This is a genomic window from Comamonas halotolerans (genome assembly GCF_030162935.1).
Taxonomy (GTDB): Bacteria; Pseudomonadota; Gammaproteobacteria; order Burkholderiales; family Burkholderiaceae_C; genus Comamonas; species Comamonas halotolerans.
Map to the genome: position 1 here is coordinate 427966 of NZ_JASAUZ010000023.1, position 15703 is coordinate 443668.

10 protein-coding genes are annotated in these 15703 nt (G+C 56.2%); 2 read left to right on the top strand and 8 right to left on the bottom strand.

Annotation, left to right across the window (positions count from 1 at the left end; all coding sequences use genetic code 11):
• Positions 1–124: 124 nt before the first annotated feature.
• Positions 125–1213 carry a ribonucleotide-diphosphate reductase subunit beta gene (locus QEP11_RS12620; protein ID WP_284336985.1) on the top strand — a complete coding sequence of 363 codons (1089 nt, stop codon included), beginning with the start codon at positions 125–127 and terminating at the stop codon, positions 1211–1213.
• 195 nt (positions 1214–1408) lie between these two features.
• Positions 1409–2317, top strand: a complete 909-nt coding sequence (locus QEP11_RS12625) for a hypothetical protein (protein WP_284336986.1) — start codon at positions 1409–1411, stop codon at positions 2315–2317.
• 71 nt (positions 2318–2388) lie between these two features.
• On the opposite strand, the gene QEP11_RS12630 is transcribed toward QEP11_RS12625, so the two are convergent.
• From QEP11_RS12630 to QEP11_RS12665, 8 genes are all read right to left on the bottom strand, one after another.
• Entirely contained in the window at positions 2389–4560 is a 2172-nt protein-coding gene (locus QEP11_RS12630) for a hypothetical protein (protein WP_284336987.1), read from the bottom strand.
• Between the two features lie 209 nt (positions 4561–4769).
• The gene (locus QEP11_RS12635) at positions 4770–6326 is read right to left on the bottom strand and encodes a methyl-accepting chemotaxis protein (RefSeq protein WP_284336988.1); all 1557 of its coding nucleotides are present in this window, start codon (positions 6324–6326) and stop codon (positions 4770–4772) included.
• A gap of 151 nt (positions 6327–6477) precedes the next feature.
• The gene (locus QEP11_RS12640; protein ID WP_284336989.1) at positions 6478–8703 is read right to left on the bottom strand and encodes a hypothetical protein; all 2226 of its coding nucleotides are present in this window, start codon (positions 8701–8703) and stop codon (positions 6478–6480) included.
• A gap of 112 nt (positions 8704–8815) precedes the next feature.
• Positions 8816–10012, bottom strand: a complete 1197-nt coding sequence (dinB, locus tag QEP11_RS12645; protein ID WP_284337042.1) for a DNA polymerase IV — start codon at positions 10010–10012, stop codon at positions 8816–8818.
• Positions 10013–10075: 63 nt separating this feature from the next.
• Positions 10076–11008: a DMT family transporter gene (locus tag QEP11_RS12650; protein ID WP_284336990.1), complete on the bottom strand. Its 933-nt coding sequence runs from the start codon at positions 11006–11008 to the stop codon at positions 10076–10078.
• 158 nt (positions 11009–11166) lie between these two features.
• Positions 11167–12285: a YidB family protein gene (locus QEP11_RS12655; RefSeq protein WP_284336991.1), complete on the bottom strand. Its 1119-nt coding sequence runs from the start codon at positions 12283–12285 to the stop codon at positions 11167–11169.
• A 156-nt stretch (positions 12286–12441) separates the two neighbouring features.
• Entirely contained in the window at positions 12442–13620 is a 1179-nt protein-coding gene (locus QEP11_RS12660; protein ID WP_284336992.1) for an alpha-hydroxy acid oxidase, read from the bottom strand.
• Positions 13621–13709: 89 nt separating this feature from the next.
• Positions 13710–15641, bottom strand: coding sequence for a sensor domain-containing diguanylate cyclase (locus tag QEP11_RS12665; RefSeq protein ID WP_284336993.1), 1932 nt, complete (start codon positions 15639–15641; stop codon positions 13710–13712).
• Between the last annotated feature and the right edge of the window lie 62 nt (positions 15642–15703).

Sequence of the window (15703 nt, forward strand, 5' to 3'; positions counted from 1 at the left end):
TCCCCACGTGATCCATTTATTCACAGCCAGTGCCATGGCGCCAAGGGATTGCACCTGAGAGGGCAGCGCCTTGTCTCCCATGCACAGCCATCTCCCTTTTTGTTGCACATCCAAGGAGTTCACCATGCTGAGTTTTGACGAAGACACCACTACTGCCACAACCTCTTCCTCTGCAGCGTCAGACGGGCACATGCACCAGCGTGTGAATGCTGTCGACAAACGCATCATCAATGGAAAGACAGATGTCAATCAGCTGGTCCCTTTCAAATACAAATGGGCCTGGGAAAAATACCTGGCCACCTGCGCCAACCATTGGATGCCACAAGAGGTCAACATGACACGCGATATTGCGCTTTGGAAAGACCCACATGGGCTTACTGAAGATGAACGCCGCATCGTCAAGCGCAATCTAGGTTTTTTTACGACAGCGGACTCGTTGGCTGCGAACAATATTGTGCTGGGCACTTACCGCCACATTACCGCCCCAGAATGCCGCCAGTTTCTGCTGCGCCAGGCATTTGAAGAAGCCATTCACACCCACGCCTATCAGTACATCGTGGAGTCGATCGGCCTCGATGAAGGTGAGATATTCAATGCCTACAACGAGATCAAATCCATCCGCGACAAGGACGAGTTTTTGATCCCGTTCATTGACACCATCATGGACCCGCACTTCCACACGGGTACGCCAGAAAACGATCAAACACTGCTGAAGTCACTGATCGTTTTTGCCTGCTTGATGGAGGGACTGTTCTTTTATGTGGGTTTCACGCAAATCCTCGCGCTAGGCCGTCAGAACAAGATGGTGGGAGCCGCAGAGCAATACCAATACATCCTGCGCGATGAGTCCATGCACTGCAACTTCGGCATCGACCTGATCAACCAGTTGAAGCTGGAAAATCCTCACCTGTGGACACCAGCGTTCAAAGATGAAATCAACGCCCTGTTCCGCAAAGCCGTGGACCTGGAATACGCGTATGCGGAAGACACCATGCCGCGTGGCGTGCTGGGCATGAACGCATCCATGTTCAAGGGCTATCTGCGTTACATCGCCAATCGACGCGCAACACAAATCGGCTTGGAAGAGCTTTTTCCTGGTGAAGAAAATCCCTTCCCATGGATGAGCGAAATGATCGATTTGAAGAAAGAACGTAACTTCTTTGAGACACGTGTGATCGAATACCAATCAGGTGGCGCACTTTCTTGGGATTAAGTCGCTATAAAGCTTCGCAAACTACTGCAAGGGAATTCATAATGCGCCTCATGCCATCACAAATTATTTCTACAGGTGATGGCATGGGGCGTTTGTGTGTCCATGCGTCGAATCACTCCACGTCGCAATGGCTCGTAATCGCTCTTTGAGTTCGATTACGCAAACGCTGTGTGCAAATTGATGAAGGAGAAAACGATGGCAACTGCAAAGAAAGCGGCTGATAAAAAAGCTGCACCCGTAACCACCGAAGCAGCCGCAACAGCTGCTCCTGCCAAGGCCGCTGCACCTAAGAAGGCCGCAACCACTGCCAAGGCTGCTGCGCCCAAGAAGGCTGCAACCACTGCCAAGGCCGCTGCGCCCAAGAAGGCTGCAACCACTGCCAAGGCCGCTGCGCCCAAGAAGGCTGCGACCACTGCCAAGGCTGCTGCGCCCAAGAAGGCTGCAACCACTGCCAAGGCTGCTGCGCCCAAGAAGGCTGCAGCCACTGCCAAGGCTGCTGCGCCCAAGAAGGCTGCAACCACTGCCAAGGCTGCTGCGCCCAAGAAGGCTGCAACCACTGCCAAGGCTGCTGCTCCCGCCAAGAAGGCCGCTGCTCCTGCCAAGAAGGCTGCAACCACTGCCAAGGCCGCTGCGCCCAAGAAGGCTGCAACCACTGCCAAGGCTGCTGCTCCCGCCAAGAAGGCTGCTGCTCCTACCAAGAAGGCTGCTGCAGCTCCTGCCAAGAAGGCCGCTGCTCCTGCCAAGAAGGCTGCTGCTCCTGCCAAGAAGGCTGCTGCTCCTGCCAAGAAGGCCGCTGCTCCCGCCAAGAAGGCCGCTGCTCCCGCCAAGAAGGCTGCTGCAGCTCCTGCCAAGAAGGCTGCTGCAGCTCCTGCCAAGAAGGCTGCTGCTCCTGCCAAGAAGGCCGCTGCTCCTGCCAAGAAGGCTGCAGCTCCTGCCAAGAAGGCTGCTGCTCCCGCCAAGAAGGCCGCTGCTCCTGCCAAGAAGGCTGCAGCTCCCGCCAAGAAGGCCGCTGCTGCTCCTGCTGCAGAGACCACAGCACCGGTTGCCAAAACTGTCTTGGCACCTCAAGCTGCATGGCCCTTTCCAACAGGCAACAAGCCTTAATGCAGAGCTCGCAACGTAGTTCGCTGCGTTGTGTCAGGCACATAAAAAAACCGGCTTCAAGGCCGGTTTTTTCATGGTCGCGATGTCGCTGTCGGTGGCATACGGGTCCAAGGCCAATCATCACGCAAAGCAATCGCATCGGCGTAGACCGCATCTTGCTTGCGTACCCACAGACCAGCAGGACCTTGCTTGAGCACATCTAGCTGCGCTCTTTCCCAACGCATGGGCGCAATGACATGTTGTACTGTCTGCAAAGGCCCACCGTCTTCGTTTGCTGGCACTTCAATATCTGCCCATTGCACACCCTGCACCGCATCCCAGGCATGCAACACCGGCATGTACGCACGTAGTTCCAAAGTCCATACTTCATGTTTGTGTGGACGCAGCCAATGCAATTTCCAGTGATTTGCCTCACCACTTGCGCCACGTGCCAACCACTCCAAAGACAACCAACCATCGCCCGCATGGTGTGGACATGCAGTGGGCCCCACACCACAAAGTACAGCACCTGACTGTGTAACCAGGACACCTTCGCAACGTGGCGCCTTCGGCCGCCAGTAATTGTTCATCTGATTGTGCAAACCTCCCCACCACCAGATGGCGTCCCGTGCAACTTCCGAACGCCAGACATAATCACCATCCGCACAGGCATGCTGCACCTGCTGCACTTCACGCCATCGCGGCATGAGCTGCCACACGCCTTGTGCATTCACCGCTACATCACGCCATTCATAAGCAGGAGTCCAACCATGCTTTGCCAGGTTTGTAGCGTCCGCCACTTGCAGTGGCCAGCGCCATAAGCCGCTGCTGGCCAGGTTGCTGTTATCTGGGCCACAGCCGACCAGCAACAGCAGTTGTGCATGCCCCGGCAAAACATGAGGGCGCATTCGTAAAACAGGCGCGCTCACATCAATGCTGTTGAGTTGCTTGCCATCCCATGTCCATGGGACAGGCTTGCCACCTTGTAGCGGGGACTCTCCCCAAGGGCACAAAATAGCCCATTGACCATCCACAACAACATGCTCCAGCTCCCACAGCCCCGGTAATTGCTGATCTGCAGCCTGCACCGAGTACGCTGCCGTAGCACCCGATTCGTCCTTGGCATCGTGCACCAGATGCCAAGTCAATGGTTGACCCGCAACCGCTTCACTCTGCGCAACCCAACGCGTCGGATGGTGCAAATCTCGGCGCCAGACGAATTGGCGCACAGGTATTTTTTTCAGCAGTACGCGGCCATCCTCGCGGTGCTTGGAAGCGGCGTACAAAGGAGTCGCTGCGCTGCTCAGGCTCCGGCCATCGTGCAAGCGTTCCAATTCAGGCGTATCCATCTGCATGCGCTGAAGCAACTCATTGCCATCCCAGCTCAGCGCTGGCAAAGCATCACCGTTGTCCTCCGCGCCAGGACGATACAAGGACACAGACCACTGCTTTCGATCCTCCGGCAGCCACTGCGACCATTGCTGCCCACCGAAAGTCAAGCTCCAAACACCTAAACGTTCCCCCGAACTGCGAGCGACATCACTGGTAGGGTAGCCATAGCAGGCAAATGCCTGACCATCTGCTCGCCACACAAAAGGACTTTTGCCATCGATGATCCAAGAATGATTTTCGCCATTGAGCTGCAGCTGCCAATGTGGTTTGTGCAAGGGCTCCAAAGGATTGTCGAGTTCGCGCAGGGAGGTGGGCCAATGGCGCTGCACTGTGACCTGCACTACAGCATTGGCCTGCTCGGGAATCACAGGTGGCATGGCCTGCGCCTGAGCAGGTACACAGTCAGCGGGAATCCACAAATCACAAACACCCGTCAAGGCATTCGCTTTGGCTTGGACATGCTTGCTCAGCCAAGCCTCAAAAGCAGTATCCGTGAGCACATTGTGTCCCTCTGCTGCCACGCCGTTACCACCTTCGGACTCACCACTCCAACGTGGCAGCCGCCAATGCAAATCGTCCACCAAGCCTGCTTCCGCCACACTCAGCGACCAGGAGCGTCGGCTTTTTCGATCCAGCAAGCGAGGTACAGAGTCTCCATAGGAGCCTGTTCTAATCCAGCGACCATCAAAAGATGTATGAAAGTCCGATTCCCAGACCTGGGGCAAATACACCCCATCACTGCACAGCACATCGCCATAAATAGGCCCACCTATGCCACGCTCGCCCCGCATGCGAAATTTGACATCGCTGCTGAAGCTGGGCGCTTCCTCAGGCTCAAGCACAGGCTCTGGTTTCAGTGCAGCGAGAGTCACTGGCTTGGTTCTGGTCTGCTGCGTGCTCTGCTTTTTTGGACGATAGCTTCTAATGCCCCACAGCAGCAGAGCAAGGACCGCCAAAACAAAGAACAAGATTTTCATACTTGGATGCTAACCAAGCTTGCGACTTTCGTACGCTAACTTTTTATACAAAATGGAACAAAAAAAGCAGCCCAAAGGCTGCTTTTCCCAGTCAGAAGGCGAAATTAGAGATTAAAAAACGCCACTGATCGCTGCAAACGCACCGCATTGGTGTGCAATGCATCGGCAGCACCAGTGGATTGTTCCACCATGGCAGCGTTTTGTTGCGTCATCGTATCCAGTGATGCCACGGCCTCATTGACATGGGCCACACCAATGGATTGTTCTCGAGTTGCCAAACTGATGTGGTGCACCAATTCGCTCACGCGCTCTACTGCTGCCACCATGCCTTCAATGGTCTTTCCTGCTGCCTGCATGCGCGTATTTCCGTCATTAATGCCGTCTACCGTAGTGTTGATCAGACCTCCAATTTCTTTGGCTGCGGTCGCACTGCGCTGCGCCAAGGCCCGCACTTCAGCAGCCACTACGGCAAAACCACGGCCTTGCTCACCTGCGCGGGCAGCCTCCACAGCAGCGTTGAGCGCCAGCAAATTGGTCTGAAATGCAATGCTCTCAATCACCCCGATGATTTCACGCATGCGTGTGGACGACTGACGGATCCGCTCCATGGCCTCGCCCACTTCTTGAATGGCTTCTCCGCTGCGGCTGACAACGGTTTTACTCTCGTTGCTTTCTTGTTCCATCTGCTGGGCCATGTCCGCCGTCTGCATGACAGTACCTGAAATTTCCTCCATCGAGGCAGCGGTTTGCTCCAGGTCGGCTGCCTGCAATTCAGTACGCTTGGACAAATCGAGGCTGCTGTGAGCCATCTCTTGAGACATGGCATTGAAACCACGCACCTCCAGCAACACATCACCAACCACCGCACGCAAATTGATTTGAATTTGTTGCAGCCTTGCCATCAAGGTACCTACGGCACCCGAGTAACTGTGCTTATGGTTAACCGACAAGTTGCAACTGGCCATTTCTGCAGCCCAGGCATTGGCCTGTTCGATACCACTGACGCAGCGCGACTGAAAGCGCCATGCAATCCATGCCGTACCGCACACCAATGCAGCCAAGCGCCAGCCCCATGCTGCCGCGCCCTGCCAGCCCAGCATATCTGGCAGCATCGTCAGTACAGCCACCAAGGTCAACATGATCACCATTCGAGCCAGCAAGCCTACGTCACTGCGCTGCTCCCACAAGCCGCGCAAACCATAGTGACGAATTTCCCCGCCACGCAAACGCATGGTTTCACGGCCCGACCGGGCTTCTTCATTCATGCGCTCATACAGTGCTTGCGCCGCCTGCACCTCTTGCGCACTGGGCTTGGTACGTACAGAAAGATAGCCCTGAGGTTTTCCGCCTTCCATGATGGGCGTCACATTGGCAGACACCCAGTAATGATCTCCGTTGCTTCGGCGGTTTTTCACAATACCCGTCCATGGATAACCATGGGCAATCGTGCGCCACATATCTTTGAAAGCAGCTGCGGGCATGTCAGGGTGCCGGATCATATTGTGAGGCTGCCCCATCAAATCCTCATAGCTAAAGCCGCTCACGCGCACAAAAGCAGGGTTGCAATGGGTAATTTCACCTTTGGTATTGGTTACCGATACCAATAGTTCATCGCCTGGAAAATCGTAATTATTTTGGCTGACGGGGAGGTTGACGCGCACTCTGATCTCCATACGAACAATTGCCCGTGCGCGGCTCCCTTGCCATACGCATCTAGGCTATCTAACGATCATCGCACAGCACTTTCATTTGCTCACACTTTTGTTGTCAATCCAGAGTTCACGGGTCGCCTTCAAACCAATATCGCCGAATCTACGTCTTGGACTGATTTTCCTCAAAACTGAGCCACGGTCTTGGCTGCTGCATCTGCAACGCCTGCGCGTACACGGCATCTTGCGGCCGCAACCACAGTCCGCTTTCTGCCTCCACCAAGGGAATACGCATGGCTTTCAACCAGTCCTCCCCCCTCACCTGACCATGTGTGGGACCAGCCTCCCCCTCGTGCGGCTGCGCAGCTTGCATGTCTTGCCACAGCAAGCCTTCTGTACTCCAGTGGCTCAGCACGGGGACATGAGCGCGCAGTGGCACGCTCCGCACTTCGCGCTCTGCGGGGCGAATCCAGTGCACAAGCCAATGGTGCGGCTCGCTGTAATCCCGCTCAACATGCTCCAGCACCACCCACCCATCTCCATCGGGATGAGGAAGTGCATGCGGCCCTACACCACACAAAGCAGCGCCACTGCGGGTGATGCACACTCCTTCAATACGCACTTCGTCGTACCAGTAGCTGTTGATGCTCAGGTTCAGTCCACCCCACCACCACAGGCCGTCACTGCCGTCTGCCAGATTCCAGACGTAGTCTCCGTCTGCGCAAGGGTGCTGGGCACGCACAACACTGCGCCAGTTTTTCTGCAGTTGCCAGTGTCCCTGCGCATCAGCTGCTACATTGCGCCACGCATAAACGGCATCCAAAGCCTCCTTCTCCGCCAGCTCTTTGACTGCATCTTGAACACCCCAGCGCCACCATCCTGTAGATGCATGCTCCCGCTTATCCTCCACAACGCCCAGCAGAGCCATTACTGAGATAACCGCAGCATCTCGCCCATCTTCTTGCGGGATTGGCCGTAGGCGCAGCACGGGCCAAGGCAGATCCAGCGTTTGGATATGCTGACCATCCCACACTACGATCTCTCCACAACCACCTTGCTCAACTGGTTCTCCCCATGGTCGCAACAGCGCCCATCGGCCCTGCACCACCACGTGCTCCAGCTCCCACAAGCCGGGTAACAGCATGTTCCCCCAGCGCAGCGTGTAAGCCGCTGATGCCCCCTGAACGTCCTTCGCTTCTTTTTTCAAGCTCCAGTGCAAAGCATGGCCGGCAACCGGATCGCTTTGTGCCACCCAATGTGCAGGATGTGCCAAGTCTTTGCGCCACCAAAAACGTATCTGTGGCACAGGAGAAAGCTTTGGCAGTCCCTCAAGACTGTGGCCAGCGCATCCTTCAATTTCACTCATGACACAGCTGATGCTGCGCCCATCGTGCAAGCGTTCCAGTTCCGGTGTGTCGATATACATGCGCTGCAGCAGTGCAGCCTCGTCCCATTGCAAAGCGGCGCTATCAGCGGGTGACACAGATGATGGATCAGGCAAAACCATGGAAATGCTCCATGGCTTACGGTCTGCAGGTTGGCTCTGGTCCCACTGTTGCCAACCGCGCTCCACACTCCAAACCAGCAATTGAAATTCTGTGTCCCGCGCACCATTACGCACGGGGTAGCCATAGCAGGCAAATGCCTTACCGTCAGCACGCCAAGTGAAAGTGCCTGCCTCACAATCCAGCACCCAGGGGGTGGCCTGACCATCAAGCACGAACTGCCAGTCTGCACGCACCCATGTTTCCAGCGGGTAGCGCTCATGGCGCAGCTTGTTGGCTTGCAACCGCTTCAACGTCACCTGCACAGCGCCATGTGCAGGCTGTGGCAAGGCAGGCGGTGTGGCATCAACTGTATCTGGTACATCATGGGGCATGATCCACAGGTCTTGCAGCGCAACCAAAGCCTGCGCAGGGTTGCCGAGTGCCTCAGTCAACCAGCTTTCATATGGCACTTCTGAAGCTGCCAATGAACGGGCCTGAGATGCAGCCCCTTCAGCCCCATTGCGCCAAGCGGGCAGTTGATTGATGCGCTGGCGCAGCGTATCCAGCGCATCGCTAGACAAGACCCAGGCACAACGGCACTCTCGGTCAATCAGACAGGGCGTCTCATTGTCATAATCGCCTTTGAGCAACCACCGGCCATCGGAACTGGTTTGAAAATCCATTTCCCAGACATGTGGCAGATATACGCCGTCATCACACAGCACATCACCGTAGACCGGGCCGCCCATGCCACGCTCGCCCTGCATGCGCAGGTGCACACCCAAGCTGGCCGTGGGATCTGACCATAGCGGCCCAGGTGCCTCCGAAGGCTCTGTGCGCTTCGCTTTGCGCAGCCACCACCACAAACCCGCAAGCACCAGGACCAAGAACACTGTTTTCATGCTGCGCATCTTAGAGATAGTGAAAAGAATTTTTCATGCGCGAGCTTGAAAATTCCAGGCTTTACCGTCCTGCCCGTTTGGAGTGAGCTCGTTCCACCGTCATCAGGGGCATTCAAAACAGCGGCAAGGTCCACTCATCACCGTGATTGCTTTTGCGTGGGCTCGGAGGTAACTCTCCAATCGGCCTGCCTTGTTCCGCATCCCAATGCACCAGGCCACCGACACGCACGCCCAACAATCGAATACTCTGCTCCAAAGACACCCGCTTCAAGCACTGTCCGGCCACGGCACGGATCGTGTGCGCATCCTGGATAAAAGCCTCCACGGTGATCTCCCTCGTGACACTTTTGAAGTTTGCATAGCGCAGCTTGATACCAATCGTGCGTCCGGCATAGCCTTTGCGCTGCAGGTCTTCTGCCACACGCTCACACAAGCGCGTGAAGATGGCCCCCAGTTGTGCTTTGTCCTGCACGGCATGCAGATCATGCTCAAACGTGGTTTCACGGCTCATGCTTACTGGTTCACTCTCGGTCACCACCGGTCGATCGTCGATCCCTTGTGCAGCCGCATGCAACCAAGCTCCATAGGACTTTCCAAAGTGCTGAACCAGCCAGGCGCGGCTTTGCTGCGCAAGCTCACCAATGGTGACAATGCCCAAGGCTTGCAACTTGGCCCCCGCCTTAGGACCGATGCCATTGATCTTGCGACAAGCCAATGGCCAGATCAGTGTTTGCAGATCTTGCGGCTGCACTACCGAGACGCCGTTCGGCTTATTGAACTCACTGGCCATTTTGGCCAGCAACTTGTTGGGAGCCACGCCCACCGAACATGTCAGACCGGTTTTGAGAAAGATGGCTTGTTGTAGCCTGGTAGCCAGCAAACGCCCGCCCTCTTCCTGTCCGCCTTCGACATGCGTGAAATCGATATACACCTCGTCCACGCCACGGTCTTCCATCAGCGGCGCCACGGACACAATCACCTCTTTAAACCAGCGCGAATACTGGCGATAGCGCGCAAAGTCAATGGGCAGCAAGATGGCTTGCGGGCACAGCCGTGCGGCTTTCATCATGCCCATTGCCGACCCCACGCCAAACTGGCGCGCCGCATAGGTGGCAGTGGTGATCACGCCACGCCCCACATAGGACCCCAGGCGCGCAAACGCTTCGACAGGTACCTGTTCAAGGGCGCCCCACTGCGCGATCAGCGCATCTTCATGCTGCTGCGTATGCCGGCTGCCGCCGATCACCACCGGCAAGCCTTTGAGCTGCGGATAGCGCAGCAACTCCACAGACGCGAAAAATGCATCCATATCAAGATGGGCAATGCGGCGGGGCAGATCAGTGGCAGTCACCCCACTATTGTGAAAGAAGCGCTAGGCACCCTGCATGCAGATCAGCACAAGTCCCAGCACCATCAAGCCCATCCCCAGTTTTTCAGCGGTACTGAAGTTTTCGCTGAACAAGCGGCGTGAGACCAGATAGCTGAAAACCACCTCCACCATTCCCAGCGTGCGCACGGCTGCCGCACTTTGCATGGCGTATGCGGTAAACCAGGCCAGGGATGCTGCAGCCCCCATGGAGCCAGCTAGCAGTGAAGCGCGCCAGGCACGCACAATCGGCATGATGCCCTGCGGAGTTTTAAAGGCTACCCACGCCCCCAGAAAAATACTTTGCAACGTTTGGGCCAACAGAACGCCCCATCCACCAGACAGCCAGGGAGTTTCAGCGTTCAACTCCAAAGCGCCACCACGAAAGCCAATCACGGCAATCGCAAAACATGCACCACAAATGAGTCCATACAAAGCAGACTTGCTGAACCATGCCCGCAACGACAATATCTGACCACGCTGCGGCAGCGACAGCAGCAGCACGCCAATGGTGGCAATCACCATGGCTGACAGTGCCAGCGCCGAAGGCAGTTCTTTCAAGAACACGGCAGCAAACAAGGCCACTTGCAGAATCTCTGTTTTGGACAGCGTCACGGCCACCGCAAAGTTGCGCTCTTTCATGGCAAGCAACAAAGCCGCCGTAGCTGCCACTTGGAAAAAAGCGCCTAAACCAATCCAGCCAACGTAGGCTGCACTGAACTGCGGAAGTGCTGGTGGCTGCGCAGGCAATATGTACAACAGCGCCACAAACACTGCCGCAAAAGGCAAGCCATAGACAAAACGCACCAAGGTGGCGGGCAAAGTACCCAGCTGCTGGGTCAACGAGCGCTGGGCTGTATTGCGTATGGTTTGGGCTAACGCCGCAAACAAGGTAAAGGGCACCCACAGCCAAGACCAAGAAACAATCGATTCAGTCATGAGGGCGCAGCTTACGGCGCAGCTGATCTGCCGTCTCGCGCTGATTGGCGAAGGAGCCCGCGCTGGCTGGCGATGTGAGCCCCTTCGCCCATGAATGGCTGCAATAAAAAAGCCCGATGGCAGAACATCGGGCTTTTCTGCGGGGGGAACGCGGGAACTTAGCGGCGCAGCATCACATCCACACGGCGTGATGCCGCATTGTTGGCTCCGGTATCCGTCGTCTCTGCAGGCTTTTCCAGAACAGCGCTGTCAGGCGGCACGCCAGCAGCTTCCAGTGCAGCCTTCACTGCTTGCGCGCGTTGTTTGGACAATTCCGCGTTTTTAGCAGGATCGCCTGTCGGATCATTGAACCCCGAGATGATCGCTTTTACACCGGGATGCGACTGCAGATAGGCCACCATGGCTTGCGCCTTGTCCGCAAATGCAGGCGCTACCGCCGTGCTTCCCGTATCAAAGAACACCCGCAGCACCGGCATGTCGTTGACCATCTCATCAATGACACCAGCACCTTCGGGCACTGCAGCTGTCGCACCGCTTTCACCCATGCTGCTTGCCGGGGGCACCACAGGAGCCGGAGCCACAGTTTCATTGGAAGGAGAAGTCACAGCAGGGGCTGGCTCTGGAGCCACTGGTGCAGGTGTGGGCGCAGGCATGGGTGCACTGCTGGTGGAGGTCGCCTCAGGTGATTTGTTCTGAGTGCAATAACTGATACCCAAAATCGCCACCAAGGCTGCGATCAACCACGGCAGCCATTTCCCCAAACCACCACTGCTGCTGGAAACATCGCTAGCCGTTGCTGCGGCCGCTGCCGTGCGCTGTGCACCAAGATGGGCGGCGCCTGCGGTGGCGGCGCCAGCCCCCAGCCCAAGCAATGCCTTGCCCTCGTTGGCCAGGGCTGCGAATTCCGCAGGCAAAGTGGCAGGGACGTGTCCGTCAGGTGTCATCCGTTGCACCAGCGATGGCAACACACCCGCCACCACACCGCTGACCTTGTCGTAGGACAAGCCCAAGCGATTGCTGATTTGCTGCAACAAACCCGAGCTGCCGCCCAACACACTCTCCAGCTGAGCGGTAGTCGGCGACTCTGGAACAGCCTGGTTATCGACCCAGCTGTTGGCCATACCTCCCCAGCCAGCATTGCGGAACTTCTCCAGAAAACCGCTCAGGCCACCTGCTGCTGGATTGCTGATGTAAGCCACCAGCATCTGCACCAAAGAACGTCCTTGCTCACCCAAGCCCCAGCGGGCGCTGATTTCACGAATCAAGGTATCCAGCATGTCGCTACTCCTTTGCAATAGGTTGCAGTCCTCCCGAAGACGGGAAGTGCTACACGCCATTTAGGAATAATCCGTGCGCGATACCTGTAGGACGTCCACGCCCTCGCTTGCCTGCTGTTTCGCTCTTACAAAGACATACACATGCTGCAGAAGCTGTCACACTTCAGGAAAAGGCTGGGGATAGGTTCCGGGCAACAGTATTTCCTTGCCCACATTGTTGATGTTGGTGTGCCCACAGAACGCCATCGTGGTGTCCAGCTCCTTGTGAATGATGCTCAGCGCCTTGCTCACACCCTCTTGACCAAAAGCGCCCAGACCATACAAGAAGCTGCGGCCAATCAGCGTGCCTTGAGCACCCAGTGCTCGCGCCTTGAGTACATCCTGGCCACTGCGGATACCGCCATCCATCCACACCTCAATCCCTTTTCCAGCAGCTTCGACCATGCTGGGCAATGCCTCGATGGACGACGGCGCGCCATCAAGTTGGCGACCTCCATGGTTGCTCACCACCAGCGCATCTGCACCACTTTGCACTGCAAGACGGGCATCTTCTGCATCCATCAGACCCTTCAGGATCAGCTTGCCGCCCCATCGCTTTTTGATCCACTCGACATCGCCCCAGTTCAAAGTAGGGTCAAACTGGTCTGCTGTCCAAGAAGACAGCGATGACATATCCGCCACACCATCCACGTGCCCCACAATATTGCCAAAGCTGCGACGCTGGGTGCCCAGCATGCCCAGGCACCAGCGGGGCTTTGTCGCCAGGTTCATCAGATTTGCCAACGTAGGCTTGGGTGGCGTGGACAAGCCATTTTTAATGTCTTTGTGCCGTTGACCCAGGATTTGCAAATCCAAGGTCAGCTGCAATGCAGAGCAATTGGCCGCTTTGGCACGGTCAATCAGGCGTTCCATAAAGCCTTTGTCGCGCATCACATAGAGCTGGAACCAAAACGGGTGGCGATCCGTGTGCACTGCAATGTCTTCCAGAGAGCAGATGCTCATGGTCGACAGTGTGAAAGGTATGCCGAAGGCCTTTGCCGCCTTCGCCGCCAGAATCTCACCGTCGGCATGCTGCATCCCCGTCAGTCCCGTTGGCGCAATCGCCACAGGCATCGCCACATCCTGACCAATCATGGTGGTGCGTGTGCTGCGCCCTTCCATATTCACGGCAACACGCTGGCGCAACTTGATCTTTTGAAATGCCTCTTCGTTGGCGCGATAAGTACTCTGCGTATAGGACCCCGAATCGGCATAGTCGTAGAACATACGCGGAACACGTCGCTTGGCAATCACGCGCAGGTCTTCAATACAGGTAATTTTTGACAAGTCTGCCACGGCTCAGCCCTCACTTATTCGATAACAGCGCATATCGTAGTGCGCCCAAGATGCTGGCTGCGTGAATGTATTTTGCGCTTGCTTGAAATTTAACGCGCCCCTGCACCGACAGCAGCCATATCAAAGCCAGCAGCGCTTTCTGCCTTCGCCAAAAGTGATGCCTCAGCCCCATCATGGAAGAGGCGAATCTGTCGTTTCCCCGCCTGCTTGGCAACGTACATGGCAGTGTCCGCACAGTGCAGCAACGCACCCCACTGCGTCGCTTGCTCGGGGTACAGAGCCATGCCACCACTGATGTGCAACACATACGCTTTGTCTTGCCACATAAATGGCTGCGCACACGCTTTCAACACCTTCCTTGCAATGGTTTGAAGATGTGCACGAGAAGGGATCTCACACAACAAAAGGACAAACTCATCTCCCCCAAGACGGCATACCGTATCGCTTTCGCGCACGCTGCTCTGCAGCGCTTTTGCAGCATGGATCAGGGCCGCATCTCCTGCCTGGTGTCCATGGGTGTCATTGATTTGCTTGAAACCATCCAGGTCCAGATACAACACGGCCATGATGTCACCGCTACGCTTGCTATGCGCCATGGCTTGCTGCGCACGATCTTGCAGCAACTGGCGGTTGGGCAGGCCTGTCAGCGTATCGTGAAAGGCTAGGCGCTTCATATGTTCCTCATGAGCCACCGATGAAGTCACATCGCGCAGCACAGCCACAGCACCCAGAACCGTGCCATCGAAAGCTTTGACCAAGCTGGCAGACTCCTCCATCTCCAGCAACTCACCGCTGCCTCGGTGCATCAGCGTGGTGCGCTCGCGATCCACTGCCTTGCCCTGCTGCAGAACCCGACGCAATGGTGAAGAGTCCGGACCTTGCTTCATGGCATAAGGCATAGCCTGCAAGACTTCAACGGGATGGTTTTCCACCTCCCACATCTCGATGCCGGTAATCTGCCGTGCCACAGGATTGAGGTAAGTGATATTGCCCTTGGGATCGGTGCACACCACGGCATCGCCAATAGCCTGCAAGGTCAGGCGCATGCGTTCTTTTTCTGCGAATAGGTCAACCTCGGTGGCTTCTCGCCGAGAAAGCTCCCGTGCAAACAGAACAGACAAGCCAAAACATCCAAGCATCAGCAAGCTGGCGAATGCCCCAAGCTGCCAGACATTTCGGCGCCATGCCTGAAAAATGGTGCGCGTGGCCTGTGCCACATTCACCACCACAGGGAAATGCCCAACCCGATTGTGCGTATACAGGCGTTGCACCCCATCAATCACTGCTATGCCAACAAAGTTGCCCTGTGGCGAAGCTACAAAACGAGCCAAATTACTGGATCCCGCCAAGCTGTTGTGTATGGCTGATGGCTGATATGGGAAGCGCGTGAGAATCAAGCCATCCTCTCGGATAACATTCACACCACTGTTTTCGCCTAAATCCATAGATGCAAGCCAGGCATTGATGGAGTGCATGTGCAGCACACCGACCACCACGCCGCTGAGCAGACCGAATTTTCCACGCACTGCACGCGCTATCGGTAGCACATACTCGCCGGGATACAAGTCCTGCGTGGGAGCTCCAATAAAAACACCCGGATACTGATCCAGAAAAAATGCCTGAAAGAAATCATGGTTGGCAAATGATTTGCCCAGGCGTTGAACACCTTTCGTGCGAGACAACGCTCGCCCCTGACTATCAAGTACCAGTAAATTGTTGGCCTCAATATCGCGCCATAAAGCTTCCAGCACAGAATGATTTGAAAGCTGATCAGGTTCTGCTTCCAATACATTTGCCTCGTTGAGAGCAATCGCGGTGTGTTGCAATGACAGGTCCACTGCCTCCAACGACCACTCCAGCCCCTTGGCCAAAGTACTGCTGAGATTGCCATTGGTACGCAACTGCGCACTCCAGTGTTCCTGACGCATCGACCACATGCTGTGCGCAAACAACGCACCGATACCCAGCGAGACAATCAATGCCAGCCAGGTCACGCGGCGAGAAAATAATCGGTAAGTCATAGGCTTAGCAGGTCAGCCAAGCATTCTACGAATCCCTATCCAGCCTCAATCAGCGCTAGATC